This window comes from Allobosea sp. TBD101, from assembly GCF_059817965.1.
Genome location: NZ_CM187543.1, coordinates 841,730 through 862,393 on the forward strand (window position 1 = coordinate 841,730; position 20,664 = coordinate 862,393).

The following is a 20,664-nucleotide window of genomic DNA, read 5'->3' on the forward strand; positions in this document are numbered from 1 at the left end:
CCGTGAGCTCCCTGACCGATCTCGCGCCGCCGCGGCCTGTCCGCTCGCGCCGGCCGCGCTGGGTGCTCCCCGCCCTGCGCGGCAGCTTCTCCATCGCGCTGACCCTGCTCGGCCTGCTGGCCCTGACCTTCTTCATCGGCCGCGTACTGCCCTTCGACCCGATCGCCGCGGTGGTCGGCGAGAAGGCCGACGCCAGCGTCTACGAGACCGTCCGCGCCAAACTGGGGCTCGACCAGCCGCTCTATGTCCAGTTCGGCCTGTTCCTGCGCGACATGCTGAGCGGGAATTTCGGGCGGGCGATTTTCACCGGCAATGCCGTCGCCGACGATCTCAGGCACGTCATCCCGGCAACGGTCGAGCTCGCCACCGTCGCCATCATCATCGGCTGCGGTTTCGGCATCCCGCTCGGCGTCGCGGCGGCGGTCTATCGAGGACGGCCGATCGACCATGCCGTGCGGCTGCTATCGCTCGTCGGCCACTCGGTTCCGATCTTCTGGCTCGGCCTGATGGGGCTGATCATCTTCTACGCCTGGCTCGGCTGGGTCGGCGGCTCCGGGCGGGTCGACATCTTCTATCTCGACGCCGTGCCGCGGCGGACGGGCATGCTGCTGGTCGATTCCCTGCTGGCCGGCGACTGGGACGTCTTCGTCAGTGCGTTCAGGCACATCATCCTGCCGGCGCTCCTGCTCGGCTATTCCTCGATGGCCTATATCAGCCGCATGACCCGCAGCTTCATGCTCGACCAGCTCGGGCAGGAATATGTCACCACGGCGCGGGTCAAGGGGCTGTCGCGGCGGCGCGTGGTCTGGGGCCATGCCTTCCGCAACGTGCTGGTCCAGCTCGCGACCATCGTCGCGATTTCCTATGGCGGGCTGCTCGAAGGGGCGGTGCTCACCGAGACGGTCTTCGCCTGGCCCGGCTTTGGCCAGTACCTGACCACCGCGCTGATGATCGGCGACATGAACGCCGTGCTCGCCTGCACGCTCATCGTCGGGCTGGTCTTCATCTGCCTGAACCTGATCACCGATCTCCTCTATCGCTTCCTGGACCCGCGCACCCGATGACGGTTCAATCTTTCGAGCGCAGCGCCCCGTTGCGATCCTGGCTTCTCGCCGAAGCGCCGGAATCCGGCTTCCAGGCCTGGTCGCAGAGCTTCTATCTCGCCTGGCTGCGCCTGGCCGCGAACCCCCTGGCGGTTCTCGGCGTGATCGTCCTGCTGGCGGTCGGGCTAGTCGCGCTGATGGCGCCGTGGATCGCCACCCACTCGCCCTTCGAGCAGGTCCTGGCCGAGCGGCTCCAGCGCCCGAGCGCGGCGCATTGGCTGGGAACCGACGAGCTTGGCCGGGATGTCTTCAGCCGCATCGTCTACGGCGCCCGGACCACGCTTTACATCGTCGGCCTCGTCGCCGTGATCGTCGGGCCGATCGGCCTGTGCATCGGCGCGACCGCCGGTTATCTCGGCGGCTGGGTCGAAGCCCTGCTGATGCGGATCACGGATATCTTCCTGTCCTTCCCGAGCCTGATCCTGGCTCTGGCCTTCGTCTCGGCGCTCGGCCCCAGTCTCGACAATGCGATCATCGCGATCGCGCTCTCGTCCTGGCCGGGCATCGCCCGCCTCGCCCGGGCGGAAACGCTGACGATCCGCTCCAGCGACTATGTCGACGCGGTGCGCGTCATGGGCGCCTCGACGCCGCGGATCATCTTCAAGCACGTCATGCCGATGTGCCTGCCCTCGGTCGTCGTGCGGGTGACGCTCAGCATGGCCAGCGTCGCGCTGACGGCGGCGGGGCTCGGCTTCCTCGGCCTGGGCGCGCAACCGCCGACGCCGGAATGGGGCGCGATGCTTTCGACCGCCCGGCAATACCTGCTCGAGCACTGGTATCTCGCCGCCATGCCGGGCCTCGCCATCCTGACCGTCAGCCTCGCCTTCAACCTGTTCGGCGACGGGTTGCGCGACATGCTGAACCCGCGCAGCTGAGGGAGACGGTGATGACCCCGAACAGTCCCATCCTCACGGTCGAGGATCTGCGCGTCGGCTTCCCGACGCCGCGCGGCACGGTGGAAGCCGTGCGCGGCATCAGCTTCGCGATCGGCCGCAACAAGGTCGGCATTGTCGGCGAATCCGGCTCCGGCAAGTCGATGACCGGCCGCGCCATCCTCAAGCTGCTGCCGGGCGGTGCGACCTCCACCGTCAAATCGATGAAGCTCGGAGACACCGATCTCGCGGGCTTGAGCGAAAGCGAGATGCTGGGCATCCGCGGCAAGCGGATCTCGATGATCCTGCAAGATCCCAAATACTCGCTCAATCCGGTCATGCGGGTCGGGCACCAGATCGCCGAGGCCTTCCGCGTCCATCATCGCGCTTCCAGGGCCGAGGCCGAGGAGCGGGCGCTGGAAATGCTCGCTGCGGTCCGCATCCGCGAGCCTAGGCGCGTCTTCTCGCTCTATCCGCACGAGGTCTCCGGCGGCATGGGGCAGCGCATCATGATCGCGATGATGCTGATCCCGGAGCCCGAGCTGATCATTGCGGACGAGCCGACCTCGGCGCTCGACGTCACCGTCCGGCTTCAGGTCCTGGCCATTCTGGACGATCTCGTGACCACGCGCGGCATCGGCCTGATGTTCATCAGCCATGACCTCAACCTGGTTTCGAGCTTCTGCGACGAGGTGCTGATCATGTATGCGGGGCGCATTGTCGAGCGCTGCCCCGCCGCGGAGCTTCACCGGGCGAAGCATCCCTATACGCGCGGCCTGCTGGCCTCGCTGCCCCGGCTCGAAGACGGACACAAGCGCCTGCGGGTGCTGGAGCGCGACCCTTCCTGGCGCGACGAACCCATTCCGGCGGAAGCATGATCGAAGTCAGCCAGCTGCGCGTCACTTTCGGCGCGGATGAAAACGAGACCATCGCCGTCGACGACGTTTCCTTCACGATCCCGGAAGCGACCGTCTATGGGCTGGTCGGAGAATCCGGCTGCGGCAAGACGACGATCCTGCGCTGCCTCTGCGGCCTCAACCGGCAGTGGTCGGGCGCGATCAGGGTCAACGGGAAGGCTGTCGGGCCGGTGCGCGATCTCGCCTTCTACCGGATGGCCCAGATCGTGTTCCAGGACCCTTACGGCTCGCTGCATCCCCGGCACACGGTCAACACCATCCTGTCTGAGCCGTTGCTGGTGCACGGCATCGCCGATATCGGCATGCGCGTCTCTCGTGTCCTTTCCCAGGTCGGACTCGGCGAGAGCTTCCGCTTCCGCTACCCGCACCAGCTCTCGGGCGGCCAGCGTCAGCGTGTGGCGATCGCACGGGCGCTGATCCTCGAGCCGCGTATCCTCTTCTTGGACGAGCCGACTTCGGCGCTCGATGTCTCCGTCCAGGCGGAGGTCCTCAACCTGCTGCGCGACATCCAGGTCGAGCAGGGCCTCACCTGCGTCCTCGTCAGCCACGACCTTGCCGTGGTCGCGAATCTCTGCAACCGGCTCGCCGTGATGAACCAGGGCAAGCTGGTCGAGGAACTGAGCGTCGCGGACCTGATGTCGGGCCGGGCCCATAGCGGCTACACGCAGAGGCTGATCGCAGCCAGCACGGGCTATGATCGCGCGCTGGTCAGCCTCGATTCGGATTAACCCGCCTTGCGTTGGCGGAAGAGGGCGATGCCGGCGGGGCACTGTCACCGGACGTTGCCGCGTGCTGCCATCCTGACGAGCTAGAGCAAATCCGCAATTCTTCGGATTGCAGAATTGCTCTAGGCCTTTGTTTTATCGCATTTTCTTCACGCGAACCGGTGCCCACTTCGCTCGAAAATGCTCTGGGGGGAAGCGATGGAGGTCAAATGGTTGGAGGATTTCCTCAGCCTGGCGAGCACGGCCAGCTTCTCGCGCTCCGCAGCCGAGCGTCATGTGACCCAGTCGGCCTTCAGCCGCCGTATCCGGCAGCTTGAGGATTGGGTCGGCCTGCCCCTGATCGACCGGGCTACCTATCCGGTCCGCTTGACCACGGCGGGAGAGAGTTTTCGCGGGACGGCGCAGGATTTGCTGCAGGATCTGCTGCGCGCCAGGGACAGCCTGCGCGAGAAACAGGGCCTGCGCGCCAATACCTTGACCTTCGCCGCGCTCCACACCTTGTCGCTGACCTTCTTCCCGCAATGGCTGCGACGGATCGAGCCGCGCTGCGGCGGGCTCAGGACGCGGGTGAGCGCCGACAATAACGGGATCGACTCCCTCGTGACGTTGCTGCGGGAGGGCGGCAGCGATTTCCTGCTGATGTATTCGCACAGCGCCGTGCCCGTCTTCATCGGCGACAGCGACATCACGCATGCGCGCCTGGGCGACGAGCGGGTCATTCCGGTCTCGGCTCCCGATGCGAACGGCCGCCCCATCCACCGGATCGAGCCGGGAGCGGCGCCGGCACGCCATCTTGCCTATGGAACCGGGTCGTTCTTCAGCCACGCGCTGGCGGATCTGTTCGCGAGCAGATCACTCGAGCGCGTCACGATCCACGAGAACACGATGTCCGAGGGCCTGAAGGCGATGGCGCTGGCCGGCTGGGGACTGGCCTGGATACCGGAGAGCATCGTGCGGCTCGACCTTGCCGGCGGGCAACTCGTGCGCGCAGCCGACCCCAGCTGGGATCTGACGGTCGACATCAGGCTTTATCGCTCTCTGTCGAATGCTCGCCCCGTGGTGGAGCAATTCTGGAACATCGTCAGCACAGAGGAACACGGGTCGGCAGGCGTCAAACCGCAACTGGCCCGCTGCTGACGGTCTGTCGGGATCCGGGAAGGGCGCTGCGAAAGGGCCGCATTGGCGCTGCAACGCGAAGGCTAGAAGGTCCGCTCCACGAAGAGCTGCGCCGAGCTCTGCCGGCCGGAGAGGCTTGTCGCGCGTGCGTTGCCGGCGAGTTCGAGCTTCTGCCACGCCAGTGAACCCTCGAGACCGAGGCGCAACCCGTCGATCGGTGTCCAGATCAGGTTGGCCGCCACGCGGTCGATCTGGATCCGGCCCGCCAACCCGGACGGATTCGGAACCGAAAGCCGGTATCGGCTGACATAGGCGTTGGTCGACCATTCATCGGTCCATTCGCGCCCGAGCGCGACCACGCCGGACCAGCCGCGTGTCGTCGGATCACCGGCCAGGACCGAAAAGGCCGTGCGCTGGTCGAGCTTCGAGCCGAGATAGGGAGCTGCGTTCACGGCACCTGCGATCTGGGCCGTCAGGGTCAGCGGCCGGTCGAGGACCTTCCTCTCCCAGGTCGCGCCGAGAATCGCAGCGCGGCCGACGCGATACGAACCGCTGGCGCCCTGCACATCCCGCACCGCGACGCCCCCGTGCAGCGTCAGCCCGTCCTGCTCATAGAGAAGGCGTATGACGCCGTCGGGGAGGCGCTTTCCCGTCGGCGGCACCACCGTGCGCCGGTCAGCGTCGACGTCTTCGAGCGACAGCGACAGGCCGAGCTCATCGGTCAATTGCCGCTCGTAGCCGATCAGCGCGACGGTCCGGTTCGGAATCCGCCCGAGGAAGGTGAAATCGTCGCCGGTCCAGAAGTCGAAGCGCGAGCTCGCAAGTCCGAAGGCGAATGCCCCGAACGTGACGCTGGCCTCGCTCATCGTGAGTTCGCTGCTTTCGCTGGTTGCGTCCACCGAAAACTCGAAGGCGCTCGCGAGATACCGGCCCTCCGCCAGCATTTGCCCGGTCTCGATCCGGAAGGTCGTGCTCAGAGGGGAGCTTAGGGCATTTTGCGGCACCAGCCCGGTCATCCGCGCGAGATCACTCGCCCTGTAGCCGTCGTGCTGGACGCCGACATTGACCGTGCCGGATACCGCGATGCAGGTGCCGGTGCCCGGCGAGATGAAGCCGCGGGGGCTTTCATCATCCTCATCGTCGTCCTCATCCTCGTCGTCGTCCTCGTCGTCGCTTGCCGCTGCGGGTTTCGGGGCGGCTGGCCGGGAAAAAAATGGTGCTGGATCGGGTGGGGTGATCGTGCAGCTGCGCAGGAACTGTGGAGGCTTGCTCGCGGCTTGCGCGGAAGGGCATGCGAGCGCGGCGATGCAGAGGGCGGTCAGCGCGACGGAACCACGCGCACCGATGACGGGGGCCGGAACGGACATCCAGGCCAGCATCGAGGCCGGCGATATGCCATGGTCGTCGAGCGCTGTGCGTTTCCCGATGGCCATGGCGTCCGCGGTCTAGCGCAGGGGCGGTGCGTAGAGGACGCCGCCCATGTTCCAGAGCTGGTTCAGGCCGCGAGGGATGCCGAGCTTCGAGCCGGTGCCGAGGTTGCGCTCGTAGATCTCGGCATAGTTGCCGCCGGCCTTGACGGCGCGGACCGCCCAGTCGGCATCGAGGCCGAGCGCCTTGCCGAAGCCGCCCTCCGCCCCCGTGAAGCGGCGCACGTCCGGCTTTGCCGATTTCATGGCCTCGTCGAGATTGGCCCTGGCTATGCCGAGCTCCTCGGCATTCACCAGCGCGAAGTTCACCCATTTCATCACGGTAAACCAGGCGAAGTCGTCGCTGCGCACGACCGGGCCGAGCGGCTCCTTCGAGATCACGTCCGGCAGCACGGTCGCCTCGGCCGGCTTCGCCAGCTTGAGACGTTCGCCGTGCAGCGCCGACTGATCGCGGGTCAGCACGTCGCATTGCCCGGACTGGAAGGCGGACAGACTCTCCGCTGCGCTCGGAAAAGCCTTCTCCTCATAGGTCATGGAATTGGCCCGGAAGAAATCGGCGAGATTGAGCTGGGTCGTGGTGCCGGCCTCGACGCAGATCTTCGCCTTGTCGAGTGCGAGCGCGTTGTCGACGCCGAGCGAGCGCTTCACCAGGAACCCTTGCCCGTCGTGATAGGTGATGCCGGCGAAGGCGAGCCCGAGCTCCGCTTCGCGCCCGAGCGTCCAGGTCGAGTTGCGCGCGAGCAGATCGACCTTGCCGCCCTTCAGCGCTTCGAAGCGCTGGCTGGCCGAGAGTGGGGTGAAGGCGACCTTGTCCGCGTCGCCGAGGATCGCTGCGGCGGCGGCACGGCAGAAATCGACATCGAAGCCGCTCCACCTGCCCTGAGCGTCCTTGTCCGAGAAGCCCACCACGCCCTCGCTGACGCCGCATTGGAGGGCGCCGCGCTGCTTCACGGCGTCAAGTGTTCCGGCGCCGGCCGGAATAGCGAAGCCGAAGACGGCGGCGAGGCCGAGACCACCAAGGCGAATCCAGGAGGCTTTAGACATGTCTGTCAGTCCCTTTTGCAGATCGTCGGAGGCGGTTGGGCGAGCTACAGCGTGGCCTTGTGGCGGATGATCACCTTGGTCCCGAGCGGAACGCGCTCGTAGAGATCGGCGATGTCGCCGTTTGCGAGCCGGAAGCAACCCGACGAGATCGCCTCGCCGATCGTTTCGGGCTGGTTGGTCCCGTGGATGCGGAAGACGGTGGAGCCGAGATAGAGCGCGCGCGCGCCCATCGGATTTCCGGGGCCGCCCGCCATGAAGCGGGGCAGATAAGGCTGGCGCTGCAGCATCTCCGGCGGCGGGCGCCAATCCGGCCATTCCGCCTTGCGGCTGACCGTGACCTGCCCGGACCAGGTGAAGCCTTCGCGCCCGACGCCGATGCCATAGCGCAGCGCGCGACCATTGCCCTGGACCACATAGAGGAAGCGCTCGGCCGAATGGATCACCACAGTGCCCGGCGCCTCGCTCGAGCGGAACAGCACCATCTGGCGGGCATAGGGGCCTTCGGTAATGCTGACCTCTTCCGTTGAGACGCGGCCGGGTTCGTCGCCGACCTCCATCGTCTCCTGGGTCGCCGCCGGCGGGCGCGGTTGGGCCATGGTCGCTCCCGGCGCGGCGAGCAGCGGCAGCAGGCCGAGACCAGAGAGCAGGAGGCCGCGCAGGGTGTGATCGATGGTGCTCATGTCCCGTTCACTCCGGTCAGCCGCAGCGGATGTAGATGAAGGTGCCGTAGCGCCGATGCGCATCGGCATCGACGAACCGCATCACGAGTTCCCTCGGCTTCACCGAAAGCAGTTCGCGATCCTGCGGGTCGCCGGCCGGTGCTTCGAAGCCGACATAGGTCTTGCCGCCGGCTCCCGCCTTCAACCGGAGCTCGTAGGCCTTGGGGTCGTCAGCGACATGCATCATGACGCCGTCGCCGGGACCCTTGGCGATCGTATAGGGCTGGCCGCATTGCGCCTTCGCTTCCGTTTCGGTGCGCTTGCGGTCCTTCTCCGTGTGGAAGGAGGCTATGCCCCAGCGCCCGATCAGGGCATCGCGCGAGAGACCTGCCGGGGCGGGCGCGCTCGGCGCGACGGCTGCCGATGACGGCAAGCTCTCGCCACCGCCGCAAGCGGTTAAAATCAGGGGCAGCACAAGGCCGCAAGCCAGGACGCCGGACGAAAAGTCTTTCCCATGCCGGGGGCTGCCGGGTCTCTGTCTCATCTTCCATCCTCGCAAGTTCCGGCATCGTTGCCGGCCGTGAAGCCTCGGGAGCGCCAGACCGTGTCCGTCTGGCCTCGAAGGCGCGATCGGAACCCCCGTAGGACATCCGCAAATGAGATCGTGATCAAGCCCCTTCGTTCAGATGGTTCGGCGGCGTCTCAGTCGCGCCGGAAGCGGGAAGGTGCAGCGAAAGACACGGGGCCCCTCCGAAGCCGGACGGTGTCCGCGCACAGCAGCGCGCTTCGAAGGTACTGAAATGTGTGCCGCAAGCCAGCCGGACCTCGCTGGATCCTATCGCCGCGGCAAAGGACAGGGGCGGCTAGCCGGCTATGGAACGCCGGGGCTGGCGCGCCTTTCTCGGAGAGGATGGACAGCGCCTGCACGAGGCCCGCGCAGGCGCATCGTCGGCGGACCGGGCGCACAGCACGGCGCGAGCTGCTCGATTGCGACCGGCGGCGGAATCCGGATAACGGTCTTCGACGGTATCGGGAAGATCTCATAATCTATCTTGCCGTAATTTGATGCCGAAATTTATTGTATGTCGATCCAATATCAAATACTTCGCCGCAGCATACTTTCGATTTTTATGACATTGGGTTTGGTGAAATATAACTATTTTATGTCACATGTTGTTGAGCGGTAATGCGATGTGTATATCTGAATAATCTCGGTAGATACATTTTATTATGTCAGATTTTTAGCTGACGTTGTTAGGGCATCTTTGGTAGATCTATTCGAATTACTATGGCTTTTGGGGCCGGTTGATGAGATTCGTCACTTCCGGCTGGCCGGAGGCATGTACAGTTTTGGGTCGGGGCGTTCGCGGCCGCGGCTTCTTCAATCGTAAGCATTTCGCCTCGGCCTTCATCGTGCTCCTGCCGATGACCCCGCCGTCATTGGTTGTTGCGCAGATTGCCCCGAGTCAGGTCACGCCGGAGACTTTGCGCCCTTCGACGCGGGGTGCAGGAGGCGGCATTGCTTTGTCGGCAATGCCGGAGCTGCGGGCGCCGACAGGTGCGGAGCGGCTTCATGTCAGGGTCGGACGCGTCGCTGTCGAGGGGGAGCTTCCCCGGCCTCGCGGAGGCGACGCGGGCCTTGCTGCCGCGTGTCGAGGGGCGGCGGGTCAGCGTCGCGGACATCTATGCTTTCGCCAATGCGGTCGAGCAGGTCTATGCGGCTGCGGGCTATGTCCTGGCCCGCGTCGTCCTGCCGCCGCAGCATCTGCGCGACGGCGGCCCGATCCGCCTGCTGGTGATCGACGGCCAGATCGAAGCCGTGGACGTTTCGGGTGTTCCCGAGCGGGTTCGTGCTGTCGTCGCGGGCCGAACGGCGAGCCTCGTCGGGGTGCCGCGCCTGACGCTCGCCGAGATCGAGCGGCGCCTGCTGATCGCCGGCGGAGCGCCGGGCGTCCGCCTGAAGAGCACGCTGATACGCGGCCAGCGCGACGGCGGAACGCGGCTCGTGCTGGAAGGCACGCATCGCCTGCTGAGCGGCAGCATCGGCGCGGACAACCGACTCGACGCGACGCTCGGCCGGTGGCAGCTCAACGGCAATCTCGCGCTGAACAGCCCCTTCGGCTTCGGCGAGCAGTTTTACGGTGCGGTCGGTTCCGGCACCGATCTCGGGCAGGCTTTCGGCGCCGAGGCCAGGCTCCGGCTGTTCGGTGGCGGTGCCGTCATTCCGCTGGGCTCCGATGGCTGGACCATCAACCCGGAATACACCCATAGCCAGACGCAGCCGACCCCGCTGCCGGGAGCTCCCGCGACCCGGGGGACATTCGAGCGCCTGGCCCTGCGCAGTTCCTATCCGCTGATCCGCACGCGCACGCAGGCCTTGAATGTCGACGTTTCGCTGGAAGCCATCCGGCAGCGCACCGAGGCTCTGGGTTTCGGGGTCGACCTGAGCCGCGATCGCTACGCCGTGCTGAGAGCCGGGGCGACCTATGGGACGGCATTCCCCTGGGGCATGACGACCCAGGCGAATGCGACCTATTCGCAAGGTCTCGGCGGACGCGACCGGGCCGATGTGGCGGCATCCCTGGTTCCGCTGTCGCGTTTCGGTGGCGACCCTGATTTCTCCAAGCTCGCGGCAAGTGTGCGCGTCGTCCAGTCGCTGCCCTGGGCGATGCAGTTCGATCTGACCGCCAGGGCGCAGTGGGCGTTCAACCAGCCGATGCTGAGCTCGGAGCAGTTCTCTCTCGACGGCCTCGATCAGGTTTCCGCTTTCGCGGCCGGGACGTTCAACGTTGATCAAGGCGCGACATTGCGGGGCGAATTGGGGCGCTCGTTCGGCGTCTCCCAGGACGGTTGGGGCGCGACGCTGACGCCTTACCTCTTCGCCAGCGGCGGGCGTGGCGAGATCCTGATGCCGACCGCTGTCGAGCGTGCCTGGATCAGCGCGGCGGCGTTGGGTGTCGGCCTGCGCATCGCCGGGGACGTCGCCGATGGCGCAGTGAAGCCGATCATCAGCGCGGAGGTTGGGCGCAGCTTCTCCACCGTCGCAGGCGAGCGCGAAGGCTGGCGCGGCAATCTGGCGGTGTCGGTGCGGTTCTGAGCGCGGCGCCCGATCGGGCGCCGCGACAAGGTTTTCGGGAATAGGCGTCCGGCGGGCGTGGGGGAGATCGCGGTGGGTGTCTCGGGCATTCGTCGCGTGGGGGCGGGACAGATGACGATCAAGACTGCGAATCGGTGCAACAGGCTGAGGCTGGCTCCGGCGACGACGGCTGCCCTGCTGGCCTCGACGGCTCTGGTCTCCGCGCAAACCGCCCTGCCGACGGGTGGCCAGGTCGCCGCCGGTTCGGTCACGATCAGCGCATCCGGCCCCGCGATGACGGTGACCCAGGGGTCCCAGCGGGCGATCGTCAACTGGCAGGGCTTCTCCGTCGGCCAGCCGAACAGCGTGCATTTCGCCCAGCCCTCGGCGTCCTCGGCGATCCTGAACCGCGTGACCGGATCGGCGTCCTCCACGATCGCCGGGCAGATCACAGGCAATGGTCAGGTTTTCCTCGTCAATCCGAACGGCATCGCCATCACCGCAACCGGGACGGTCAAGGTCGGCGGCGGCTTCGTCGCCTCGACGCTGGGTATCGAGGACCGGGATTTCATGGCCGGGCGCCTGCAATTCAATGGCGGATCGGCCCCGGCAGCCGTGTCGAATGACGGTGCGATCACCGCTGGTTCGGGCGGCTTCGTCGGGTTGCTCGGCAGCGTGGTCTCCAACGGTGGCACGATCAGCGTCCCGCTTGGCCGCGTCGGCCTCGGTGCGGCGGCACAGGCGACGCTCGATCCGACCGGCGACGGTTTTCTGCAGGTCGCCGTGCCATCAGGCACGACCACTGCCGACGGCAAGGCGTTGATCGATGTGTCCGGCAAGGTCTCCGCTTATGGCGGCCGGGTCGAGATCAAGGCGGCGACCGCGCAGGCCGCGGTGCGCGACGCGATCAACGTGTCCGGCAAGGTTTCGGCCAGCTCGATTTCCGGCCGCAACGGCTCCGTCGTGTTGGGCGGCGGCGATGGCGGCACCGTGCGCGTCGCGGGTCGCGTTTCCGCCTCGGGACGTGACGGCGCCGGCCGGGTCGCAATCTCCGGCCGCGTCGTCGAGGTCGCCAAGGGAGCCTCCGTCAAGGCGCGCAGTGAGCAGGGCCAGGGCGGATCGCTCGCGCTCAAGGGCGATATCGTCAACAACAGCGGCACGGTCGACGCCTCCGGCGCGAGCGGCGGCGCGATCGACGTCGCCGGGATCAGCATCGGCAGCTACGGCGTCTGGAACCTCCAGGGCGTTGCTGGCGCCGGCGGCGCTTTCACGGCCCGCGGGTCGCAGAGCTATGTCGAGACGACGTCCGGCATGGTCCTGGCGTCGGGCGCGACCGGCGGCGGCGCCGTGCGCATCGGCGGCGACTATCAGGGCGGCGGCACGCTGGCGCATGCCGTGACGACGACGATCAGCCCCGCGACGACGATCCGGGCTGACGCGACCCAGGCCGGCAACGGCGGCAGCGTCGTGGTCTGGTCCAGCGCGAAAACGGATTTCTACGGCGCGATCAGCGCGCGCGGCGGACAGGCCGGCGGTAATGGCGGGCTGGTCGAGGTCTCCTCGAAGGGCGATCTGGTGTTCGGCGGCTCGGCCGCGGTCAATGCGCCGCTGGGCACGAGCGGCACCGTCCTGCTCGACCCCAAGAACATCGTCATCGACGACGCGACGGGGAAATATCCGCAGTATCAGCTCATTGATCCCTTACAGGGTGCCGGCAACAACCAGTTCGGTTCGAACGTCGCCCAGCTTCAGGGCGTCGGCAAGACCGTCGTCACGGCCCACGGCACCGCGATCGGCGGGCAGAACGGGGCCGGAGCGGTCTATCTCTACGACACCGTCACGGGCGCGCTGATCTCGACGCTGACCGGAACGTCTGCGAACAATTTCGTCGGCAATGGCGGCATCACGACTCTGAGCAACGGCAATTACGTCATCCGCTCGGCCAATTGGACCGGCAACACGGGCGCGGTGACCTGGGGGAGCGGGGCGACGGGCGTATCGGGGGCGGTCTCGTCGTCGAACAGCCTCGTCGGCTCGGCCGCGAACGACAGTGTCGGCGGCAACGGCATCACCGTGCTCAGCAACGGCAACTATCTCGTCGCCAGCGGTGGCTGGGGCGGCAACCTGGGTGCGGTGACCTGGGCCTCCGGCGCTACGGGGATCGTCGGTGCAGTCTCGTCATCGAACAGTCTCGTCGGCTCCACGATCGGTGACGCGGTCGGGAGCTACGTCATCACGACGCTGGGCAACGGCAATTATGTCGTCCGGACCGACAACTGGAACGGCGGCAAGGGCGCGGTGACCTGGGGAAGCGGGACGGCAGGTATCTCGGGCGCTATCTCGTCGTCGAACAGCCTCGTCGGCTCGACGGCAGGCGACAATGTCGGCATTCAACCCGTTATCGCGCTGAGCAATGGCAACTATGTCGTCCGCACCCCAACATGGGGCGGCAACAAGGGCGCGGTGACCTGGGGCAATGGCGCGATGGGCGCCACTGTCGGAGTGGTCTCGTCATCGAACAGCCTCATCGCTTCGACCAACGGCAGCTCCCTCGGCTTCAGGACGGCCGGCGACACGAACGACGTCTTCATCGCAAGCTCCGCGAACGATTCGACATCCGGCCGTGTCTATGTCGGCCTCGGTGATCTCAACGCGCTGACCTTCGACCGCGTCATGGCGCAGGACGTGACGATCCGCAGCGATGCGATCACGCGCCAGCTCAATGCGGGCTCGGCCCTGACCCTGCAAGCCTCCAACGACATCACCGTCAACAGCGCGATCACCGCGAATAATCCGGCGGGCAATGGCGGCCATCTCACTTTGCAGGCCGGACGCAGCATTCTCGTCAACGCGGCGATCACCACAGACAACGGCAACCTGACGCTGATCGGCAACGACCGCCTCGCCAATGGCGTCGTCGATGCCCAGCGCGATGCCGGGGCAGCCGTGATCACGCTGGGAGCGGCAGTCGATGCGGGCACCGGAACGGTCGATGTCCAGCTGCGGGACGGCGCCGGCAAGACCAACACGGCTGCGGGCGCCATCACGCTCGGCACGGTCACGGCCGGCAAGGTCAGCGCCGTGAACAGCTCGGCCAGCGGCGGCCTGACGCTCGACGGAACCGTGACCGCCAGCGGCACCGGCGATGCCGTCGTCCTCGCCTCCAACGGCGCCTTCACCAACAATGCCGGCGCCGGGGCCTTGTCGCTCACCGGCGGCGGGCGCTGGCTGGTCTATTCCGACGCTCCGGCTACGGCGAGCTTCGGCAATCTCGACAGCGGCCAACGGGCGATCTGGAACGCCTCCTATGCCACCCTGGCGCCCGGCAGCGTGGCGCAGACCGGCAACCGCTATCTCTTCGCCTACCGGCCGACGCTGACCTATACCTCGACGGATCTCGCCAAGACCTATGGCGACGCCGCCGCCGCTTCCCTAGCTTCGGCCTATACCGTGTCGGGCCTCAATGCCGGTGTCGCTAATGCGTATCTCGGCGATACGCTCGGCAGCGTCGTTTCCGGTTCGGCGAGCGTGACCTCGACCGGCGCATCCGCCGCGGCGGGCGTGGCCGGATCATCCTATGCGATCACGGTCGCGCAAGGGTCGCTGAGTGCGAGCACGGGTTATGCTCTCGCCTTCAACAGCGCGGGCCTGCTGACGGTGACGCCGCGCGCGGTCACGGTGACGGCCTCTTCCGGGCAGGGCAAAGTCTACGGCAATGTCGATCCGACCCTGACCTATGCGGTCACGGCCGGCAGCCTGGTCGGAGCCGATACGCTCTCCGGTTCGCTCGGCCGCGCGGCCGGTGAGAATGTCGGCAACTACGCGATCAACCTGGGTACGCTGGCGAACCCCAACTATGCGGTGAGCTTTGTCGGCTCGAATTTCGGGATCACGCCGCGCGCGGTGACGGTCTCCGCGACGGCCGGACAGGGCAAGGTCTATGGCAATGCCGACGCAGCGCTGGCCTATACGGTAACGGTCGGTAACCTCGTTGGAATGGATGCCTTCTCCGGTGCATTGAGCCGCGCGGCCGGCGAAAACGTCGGTAACTACGCGATCAACCAGGGCTCGCTGGCGCTGAACGCGAACTATACGCTGAGCTATGCCGGTTCGAATTTCGGGATCACGCCACGATCGGTGACGGTCTCGGCGACGGCTGGGCACGGCAAGACCTATGGTGATGTTGATACGGCGCTGACCTATTCGATGACGGCCGGCAGCCTTGTCGGAGCGGATACCTTCTCCGGCGCGCTGAGCCGTGCGGCCGGCGAGAACGTCGGCCATTATGCGATCGGTCAGGGCTCGCTCACGCTTGGCGCGAACTGTGTTTCGGCGTGCAAGTTTGACCCCATGAGGCGGGGGATCGGCGTCCAACTTTGACCCCCTTGAGCCGGTTTCGGTGAGACTGTCCGTCCTGGTTTCGGATGGGCGGGCGGGGGATGAAGGGCGTGGATACGATTGCGCGGATCCGGCGCGAGTTTTCGATCCGCGGGAAGACGATCAAGGAGATCGCCCGCGAGCTGCACGTCTCTCGGAACACGGTGCGCAAGGTGCTGCGCTCTGGCGCGACGTCGTTCGAGTATGAGCGGAAGGTTCAGCCGCAGCCGAAGATAGGGCCCTGGCGCCCTGAGCTGGATCGGCTTCTGATGGCGAACGACGGCAAGCCGGCCCGCGAGCGCCTGACGCTGATCCGTCTTTTCGAAGAGCTGCGGGATCTCGGCTACGAGGGCGGATACGATGCCGTTCGTCGCTATGCGCGAGGCTGGCGCCGCGAGCAATCCGCCGTCACAGCCGACGCCTATGTGCCTTTGAGCTTCGCGCCCGGCGAGGCCTACCAGTTCGACTGGAGCCACGAGATCGTCGTCATCAATGGCGCCACGACCCAGGTGAAGGTGGCGCATGTCCGGCTTTGTCACTCGCGCATGCTGTTCGTACGGGCCTATCCGCGCGAGAGCCAGGAGATGGTCTTCGACGCCCATGACCGCGCCTTCGCCTTCTTCAAGGGCGCCTGCACGCGCGGCATCTACGACAACATGAAGACCGCTGTGGAGACGATCTTCGTCGGCAAGGAGCGGGCCTATAACCGCCGCTTCCAGCAGATGTGCAGCCACTATCTGGTCGACCCTGTCGCCTGCACGCCAGCCTCGGGCTGGGAGAAGGGGCAGGTCGAGAACCAGGTCGGGCTCGTGCGCGAGCGCTTCTTCGCCCCGCGCCTGCGGGTCAAGAACTACGACGAGTTGAACGCCTGGCTGCTGGATCAGGTGCTTCGCTACGCCAAGGCCCACCGCCATCCGGAGCAACGTGACCGCACAATCTGGGAGATGTTCGAAGCCGAGCGCCCGAGCCTGGTGCCTTACGCGGGGCGGTTCGACGGCTTCCACTCACTGCCAGCCTCGGTGTCGAAGACCTGTCTCGTGCGCTTCGACAACAACAAGTACTCGGTCATCGCGAGTGCGGTCGGGCGCCCCGTCGAGATCCGCGCCTATGCCGATCGGATCGAGCTGCGCCAGGACGGGCGTATCGTCGGCGAGCATCCCCGCTGCTATGGCCGCGACCAGACCATCTACGATCCCTGGCACTATGTCCCGGTACTGGCTCGCAAGCCGGGCGCCCTGCGGAACGGAGCGCCCTTCAAGGACTGGGTCTTGCCCGGTGCGATCGACCGGGTCCGGCGCAAGCTCGCGGCCGTTCAAGACGGCGACCGGCAGATGGTTGAGATCCTCACCGCGGTGCTGAGCGACGGATTGTCCGCCGTCGAAGCCGCCTGCGCGGATGCTCTGCGGCAAGGCGTCCACTCCGCCGACGTGATCATCAACATCCTGGCCCGGCGCCGCGAGCCGGCGGCAGCGATCACGATCATGACGCCCGATGCCTTGCGCCTGCACCATGAGCCTGCCGCCGATTGTGCCCGCTACGACAGCCTCAGGAGAGCCGTGTGATGGAACGCTCGGAGATTCTTGCCACCATGGGCGAGCTCAAGCTCTATGGCATGAAGGCCGCCTACGACGAGATCATCGCCTCGGCGGTGAAGCGCCAGCACGAGCCGCAGCGCGTCGTCGGCGACCTCCTCGCCGCCGAAATCGCCGAGAAGCAGGCTCGTTCGATCAAGTATCAGATCACCATCGCCAAGCTACCGCTCGCCAAGGATGTCGCCGACTTCGCCTTCGACGGAACCCCGATCAACGAGACCCTCGTTCATGATCTCGCCGGCGGCAACTTCCTGGCGCACCAGCGCAATGTTGTCCTCGTCGGCGGGACTGGGACCGGCAAGACCCATCTCGCCATCGCGATCGCCCGGGCATGCATCCGTGCCGGTGCTCGAGGCCGCTTCTTCAACGTCGTCGATCTCGTCAACAAGCTCGAGGCCGAAGCCCGCACCGGCCGCCAGGGCCGCATGGCCGATTATCTCGCACGCATGGACTTCATCGTCCTCGACGAACTCGGCTATCTGCCCTTTGCCCAGTCCGGCGGACAACTGCTCTTCCACCTGGTCAGCAAGCTCTACGAGCAGAGCTCCGTCATCGTCACCACGAACCTCGCCTTCGGCGAATGGCCGTCCGTCTTCGGCGACGCCAAGATGACCACCGCGCTCCTCGACCGGCTCACCCATCACTGCGACATCGTCGAGACCGGCAACGAGAGCTGGCGCTTCAAGAACAGGCTCTGAGTTCCCCGCACACCACCGATCCGGAGTCGGCGCGGCTGCGCAATCCAGACCAGCTCCGCCGCGCCGCCTCCTCGCCGCGAAGCATACTCAAGGGGTCAACATTGGACGCCGATCGGGGGGCAACTTTGCGGGCCGTTTGACATTCTGGCTTTCGAAGGGGGACGCTGGCTCGGCCGGAAGCGCCCGGTGGGAGACGATTCTGCTGAGGGCAGCAGCATGGTCATCGGCAGCATGCTTGGATTGATTGGCTTCGTGCTTGCCCTGACACTGGCCCATGCCAGCGCCCGCTTCGAGGAACGCCGCCAGGGCACGATCGGCGAGGCCAACGCGATCGGCACCGCCTGGTTGCGGTCGAGCGCCATCGGCCACGACAAGGGTAACGAGATCTCCTTGCAGTTGAGGGACTACGCGAAAACGCGTCTCGCCTTCGTGCGGGCAAACGCGGAATCCGCCGATTTGCGCGAACTCAACCGGCGCACCGGGCAGCTTCAATCCGCAATCTGGCAGAATTTCACGGTAATCGCCCAAGAGCGAAAGGACCCCCTCGTCGCAGAATTGATGAAAGCACTCAATGATATGTTCGACCGATCAACTGGAGAACGCTTCGCATTCGCTTTGCCCATACCTCCGCAAATCTTTTGGCTCGTGCTCGTGTTACCTTTGACTGCGCTGGCTGCGCTCGGCTTTCATCTCGGGCAGCGAAGGGACAGGCAGCTCATACTCCCGATCATATTGATGGCCATGCTGACATCGGTCGTCACCCTCGTGCTCGACTTGGCCTCGCCACGACTGGGTTCAATCCGACCGAGCAATCTCGCCTATGAATGGACGATATCCGGTCAGATCGAACCACCTTCGGTGAACCAACGCGTTCCGGCACCCTGAGCCATAGCTTTTGGCTTCGAATAGCGTGCCTGCAACATTGGTGTCAGGGTTGAAGAAGCGGGCGGCGAGGCCAGAGCGAATTCCCAGATGAAGCCGGATTGCCGTCCCTGGAGGCGCTGAGCGACAGGGCGAAGATCGAGACCGACCCGTGCCATCAAGGACTCGGCCGTCTTGCTGGCAAGGAGGCGCATTTCTGCTTCCGCGACGCGCTGCGACCAAGTCGAAAACGCCGTCAAGGCAACGCCGATAATACCCGCACCGATGGCAAGGGCAATCGTAGCTTCGAGACTGGTGAAGCCGCCTTGTCCAGCAAAAGTTCTACGGAGCATGCTGGAACCGGCCATTTTGCCAGGCGACAGAGGCGCTCGCCGATGCGTTTCCGGATATCAGCTGGAATTCTGCTCCGCTCGAAGATCCGTCTGGAAAGAACGCGATTATCGCTTTGCCATCGATGGCGGCTTCCTTGGCGGTTGTGACCTTGAGCGAGATACCGGCAGGCAATGCTGCATGGCGAGTGCGCGCACCGATCTGCAATGCCCCCCGGGAGGGATCGATCGTCAGCGTGGCGACGTCACCGGAACTCAGCGCTTCCGCGCGAGCAAGTGCCGTCATGCTGCGCAAGATCGAAAGGCCTTGATCCAGCGTCGATCGCCGCGAGGCCGCTTGCAGTGCGATTCCGAGACCTGTCGTCACCGTTGCGGCCAGGGCGAGGGTTACGAGAACTTCGAGGATAGTGAAGCCTTCGTCGCTCCATACCGACGGCTTGCCGATCCGGCTCTTGATGCGATCGGCGTAGGCTTTACGGTAGATCGGCATTTTCGCCGGTTCCCCCGGGAACGCCATCGGCTCCAAGTGTCCGAATGCGAAACTCGCCGCCTTCGGCTGTCCGGGCATACTGGTAATGACGTCCCCACGGATCGATCAGGGCCCTATCGGTTTTCAGGTAAGGACCGCGCCAACCCTCCATGTTGGCGGGGCGCTCCAGCAACGCCTTCAAGCCTTCTGCCTCATTAGGATACACGACCCAGGAGGTCGAGAGGCGCGGTGTCCGCGTCAAGAAGAAGCTCGTCGTCGATCCGGTCGATTCGGAAACCATCCGGCTTATCTACCGCCTCTACCGGATCGGCACCGGCAAGTCCGGCCCGATGGGCGTCAAGGCCATCGCCTGCTGGCTGAATGAGCATGGCTATCGGACGCGCTCGGCCGGGCGGTTCGGCGTCAGCGCTGTCCACACCATCCTGACCAACAGCGTGTATGTCGGCGAATGGGTGTTCAACCGACGCTGCTCCAAAACCCTGCGCGACAAGCCGGAGGACGAGCGGATTGTCGTCAGCGTGCTGCCCATCATCGAGCGCGGGGAATTCGAAGCCGTTGCCGCCTCGCTGAAAAGCCGCGATCCCCGTGTTGCCGCGCCGCGCGCCGTCACCGGTCCGATCCTGCTGACGGGACTTGCCGTCTGTGCCTCCTGCGATGGCGCGATGACGCTGCGAACCGGAACCTCGAAATCGGGGACGACGCATCGCTACTACACCTGCTCGACCTGCGCCCGGCAGGGCAAGACGGCCTGCAAGGGACGCTCGATCCCGATGGCCAAACTCGACGACCTCGTGACCAACAGCCTCGTCGATCATCTTTTCGGGCCCAGGCACCTGACCGCGCTGCCGACCTCGGTCTCGGAGCGCCGGGCCGCCCAGACGCTTGAAATCGACAAGCGTGTCGCCGCGCTCCAGTCCGAACTCACGGAAACCGAGGCGAAGCTGAAACGTCTCTACAAGATGGTCGAAGACGGCATCGCGGAGCTCGACGACATCCTCAAGGACCGGATCGCCAGCCTCAAGCTGGATCGCGAGAGGACCAGCACAACGCTCGACCGCATCAGGGCGCAGGCAGCTCCGCCCACGGCGTTCGACCCTGCCGTGATCGAAAGCTTTGGGCGCGTCATGCGCGAGAACATCACCACGGGCGAGATGCCGTTTCGCAAGGCGTACATCCGGGCCGTGGTTGACCGTGTCGAGGTCGACGACGGCGTCGTCCGCATTGTCGGGGATAAGGCTACCCTGGAACAGGCCGTCGCCGGGCTAACGCTCGCGGCTGACGGTGGTGTTCGCAGATGTGTACCGAAGTGGCGCGCCCGACACGATTCGAACGTGTGACCTTTGCCTTCGGAGGATTG

Annotated in this window: 18 protein-coding genes; 11 read left to right on the forward strand and 7 right to left on the reverse strand. The window is 65.8% G+C overall.

Annotated elements, in window-relative coordinates; translation table 11 throughout:
- Nucleotides 1-2: 2 nt before the first annotated feature.
- From AC6RIC_RS04015 to AC6RIC_RS04035, 5 genes are all read left to right on the forward strand, one after another.
- Entirely contained in the window at nt 3-1,064 is a 1,062-nt protein-coding gene (locus tag AC6RIC_RS04015; RefSeq protein WP_488848011.1) for an ABC transporter permease, read from the forward strand.
- Nucleotides 1,061-1,978, forward strand: coding sequence for a nickel transporter permease (gene nikC, locus AC6RIC_RS04020; protein WP_499735194.1), 918 nt, complete (start codon nt 1,061-1,063; stop codon nt 1,976-1,978). The genes AC6RIC_RS04015 and nikC overlap by 4 nt, the downstream gene beginning before the upstream one ends.
- 11 nt (nt 1,979-1,989) lie before the next feature.
- Nucleotides 1,990-2,853 carry an ABC transporter ATP-binding protein gene (locus tag AC6RIC_RS04025; protein ID WP_499735195.1) on the forward strand — a complete coding sequence of 288 codons (864 nt, stop codon included), beginning with the start codon at nt 1,990-1,992 and terminating at the stop codon, nt 2,851-2,853.
- Complete coding sequence (locus tag AC6RIC_RS04030; protein ID WP_499735196.1) at nt 2,850-3,620, forward strand: ABC transporter ATP-binding protein; 771 nt, start codon at nt 2,850-2,852, stop codon at nt 3,618-3,620. The genes AC6RIC_RS04025 and AC6RIC_RS04030 overlap by 4 nt, the downstream gene beginning before the upstream one ends.
- 195 nt (nt 3,621-3,815) lie before the next feature.
- Nucleotides 3,816-4,754, forward strand: coding sequence for a LysR substrate-binding domain-containing protein (locus AC6RIC_RS04035; protein ID WP_499735197.1), 939 nt, complete (start codon nt 3,816-3,818; stop codon nt 4,752-4,754).
- Nucleotides 4,755-4,816: 62 nt separating this feature from the next.
- Here AC6RIC_RS04035 and AC6RIC_RS04040 read toward each other — a convergent pair whose 3' ends face one another.
- From AC6RIC_RS04040 to AC6RIC_RS04055, 4 genes are read right to left on the reverse strand one after another with little or no spacing between them, the layout of a single operon-like run.
- Nucleotides 4,817-6,166, reverse strand: coding sequence for a porin (locus AC6RIC_RS04040; protein ID WP_499735198.1), 1,350 nt, complete (start codon nt 6,164-6,166; stop codon nt 4,817-4,819).
- 12 nt (nt 6,167-6,178) lie between these two features.
- On the reverse strand, nt 6,179-7,204 hold the full coding sequence (locus AC6RIC_RS04045) for an amino acid ABC transporter substrate-binding protein (protein WP_499735199.1): 1,026 nt from the start codon (nt 7,202-7,204) through the stop codon (nt 6,179-6,181).
- Nucleotides 7,205-7,248: 44 nt separating this feature from the next.
- Complete coding sequence (locus AC6RIC_RS04050; protein ID WP_454654908.1) at nt 7,249-7,884, reverse strand: L,D-transpeptidase; 636 nt, start codon at nt 7,882-7,884, stop codon at nt 7,249-7,251.
- Nucleotides 7,885-7,900: 16 nt separating this feature from the next.
- Nucleotides 7,901-8,296: a hypothetical protein gene (locus AC6RIC_RS04055; RefSeq protein ID WP_499735200.1), complete on the reverse strand. Its 396-nt coding sequence runs from the start codon at nt 8,294-8,296 to the stop codon at nt 7,901-7,903.
- Nucleotides 8,297-9,436: 1,140 nt separating this feature from the next.
- Here AC6RIC_RS04055 and AC6RIC_RS04060 point away from each other — a divergent pair.
- From AC6RIC_RS04060 to AC6RIC_RS04080, 5 genes are all read left to right on the forward strand, one after another.
- Nucleotides 9,437-10,960 (forward strand): ShlB/FhaC/HecB family hemolysin secretion/activation protein, encoded by a 1,524-nt coding sequence (locus tag AC6RIC_RS04060; protein WP_499735201.1) that lies wholly within the window; start codon nt 9,437-9,439, stop codon nt 10,958-10,960.
- Between the two features lie 111 nt (nt 10,961-11,071).
- Nucleotides 11,072-15,319 carry a beta strand repeat-containing protein gene (locus AC6RIC_RS04065; RefSeq protein ID WP_499735202.1) on the forward strand — a complete coding sequence of 1,416 codons (4,248 nt, stop codon included), beginning with the start codon at nt 11,072-11,074 and terminating at the stop codon, nt 15,317-15,319.
- A 59-nt stretch (nt 15,320-15,378) separates the two neighbouring features.
- A complete protein-coding gene (gene istA, locus AC6RIC_RS04070) occupies nt 15,379-16,878 on the forward strand; it encodes an IS21 family transposase (protein WP_499732769.1) in 1,500 nt (499 codons plus the stop codon).
- Complete coding sequence (gene istB / locus AC6RIC_RS04075) at nt 16,878-17,606, forward strand: IS21-like element helper ATPase IstB (RefSeq protein ID WP_499732768.1); 729 nt, start codon at nt 16,878-16,880, stop codon at nt 17,604-17,606. The genes istA and istB overlap by 1 nt, the downstream gene beginning before the upstream one ends.
- Nucleotides 17,607-17,822: 216 nt before the next feature.
- Nucleotides 17,823-18,491: a bestrophin-like domain gene (locus AC6RIC_RS04080; RefSeq protein WP_499735203.1), complete on the forward strand. Its 669-nt coding sequence runs from the start codon at nt 17,823-17,825 to the stop codon at nt 18,489-18,491.
- Here the strand turns inward: AC6RIC_RS04080 and AC6RIC_RS04085 are convergent.
- Genes AC6RIC_RS04085 through AC6RIC_RS04095 form a run of 3 tightly spaced genes read right to left on the reverse strand, consistent with a single transcriptional unit; the run spans nt 18,446 to nt 19,458 of the window.
- Nucleotides 18,446-18,820 (reverse strand): hypothetical protein, encoded by a 375-nt coding sequence (locus AC6RIC_RS04085; RefSeq protein WP_499735204.1) that lies wholly within the window; start codon nt 18,818-18,820, stop codon nt 18,446-18,448. The genes AC6RIC_RS04080 and AC6RIC_RS04085 overlap by 46 nt on opposite strands.
- Nucleotides 18,810-19,307, reverse strand: coding sequence for a GspH/FimT family pseudopilin (locus tag AC6RIC_RS04090; protein ID WP_499735205.1), 498 nt, complete (start codon nt 19,305-19,307; stop codon nt 18,810-18,812). Before AC6RIC_RS04090 ends, AC6RIC_RS04085 begins: the two co-directional genes overlap by 11 nt.
- The gene (locus AC6RIC_RS04095; protein ID WP_499735206.1) at nt 19,291-19,458 is read right to left on the reverse strand and encodes a type II secretion system protein GspG; all 168 of its coding nucleotides are present in this window, start codon (nt 19,456-19,458) and stop codon (nt 19,291-19,293) included. Before AC6RIC_RS04095 ends, AC6RIC_RS04090 begins: the two co-directional genes overlap by 17 nt.
- Here AC6RIC_RS04095 and AC6RIC_RS04100 point away from each other — a divergent pair.
- Nucleotides 19,457-20,644, forward strand: coding sequence for a recombinase family protein (locus AC6RIC_RS04100; RefSeq protein ID WP_499735207.1), 1,188 nt, complete (start codon nt 19,457-19,459; stop codon nt 20,642-20,644). The genes AC6RIC_RS04095 and AC6RIC_RS04100 overlap by 2 nt on opposite strands.
- Nucleotides 20,645-20,664: the final 20 nt, after the last annotated feature.

Excerpts from the sequence above, each read along its gene's own strand:
- nikC (WP_499735194.1), top strand. The coding sequence starts at position 1,061 with ATGACGGTTCAATCTTTCGAGCGCAGCGCCCCGTTGCGATCCTGGCTT.
- AC6RIC_RS04025 (WP_499735195.1), top strand. The coding sequence starts at position 1,990 with ATGACCCCGAACAGTCCCATCCTCACGGTCGAGGATCTGCGCGTCGGC.
- AC6RIC_RS04030 (WP_499735196.1), top strand. The coding sequence starts at position 2,850 with ATGATCGAAGTCAGCCAGCTGCGCGTCACTTTCGGCGCGGATGAAAAC.
- AC6RIC_RS04035 (WP_499735197.1), top strand. The coding sequence starts at position 3,816 with ATGGAGGTCAAATGGTTGGAGGATTTCCTCAGCCTGGCGAGCACGGCC.
- AC6RIC_RS04040 (WP_499735198.1), bottom strand. The coding sequence starts at position 6,166 with ATGGCCATCGGGAAACGCACAGCGCTCGACGACCATGGCATATCGCCG.
- AC6RIC_RS04045 (WP_499735199.1), bottom strand. The coding sequence starts at position 7,204 with ATGTCTAAAGCCTCCTGGATTCGCCTTGGTGGTCTCGGCCTCGCCGCC.
- AC6RIC_RS04050 (WP_454654908.1), bottom strand. The coding sequence starts at position 7,884 with ATGAGCACCATCGATCACACCCTGCGCGGCCTCCTGCTCTCTGGTCTC.
- AC6RIC_RS04060 (WP_499735201.1), top strand. The coding sequence starts at position 9,437 with ATGTCAGGGTCGGACGCGTCGCTGTCGAGGGGGAGCTTCCCCGGCCTC.
- AC6RIC_RS04065 (WP_499735202.1), top strand. The coding sequence starts at position 11,072 with ATGACGATCAAGACTGCGAATCGGTGCAACAGGCTGAGGCTGGCTCCG.
- istA (WP_499732769.1), top strand. The coding sequence starts at position 15,379 with ATGAAGGGCGTGGATACGATTGCGCGGATCCGGCGCGAGTTTTCGATC.
- istB (WP_499732768.1), top strand. The coding sequence starts at position 16,878 with ATGGAACGCTCGGAGATTCTTGCCACCATGGGCGAGCTCAAGCTCTAT.
- AC6RIC_RS04080 (WP_499735203.1), top strand. The coding sequence starts at position 17,823 with ATGGTCATCGGCAGCATGCTTGGATTGATTGGCTTCGTGCTTGCCCTG.
- AC6RIC_RS04085 (WP_499735204.1), bottom strand. The coding sequence starts at position 18,820 with ATGCTCCGTAGAACTTTTGCTGGACAAGGCGGCTTCACCAGTCTCGAA.
- AC6RIC_RS04090 (WP_499735205.1), bottom strand. The coding sequence starts at position 19,307 with ATGCCGATCTACCGTAAAGCCTACGCCGATCGCATCAAGAGCCGGATC.
- AC6RIC_RS04100 (WP_499735207.1), top strand. The coding sequence starts at position 19,457 with ATGTTGGCGGGGCGCTCCAGCAACGCCTTCAAGCCTTCTGCCTCATTA.
- AC6RIC_RS04095 (WP_499735206.1), bottom strand. The coding sequence starts at position 19,458 with ATGGAGGGTTGGCGCGGTCCTTACCTGAAAACCGATAGGGCCCTGATC.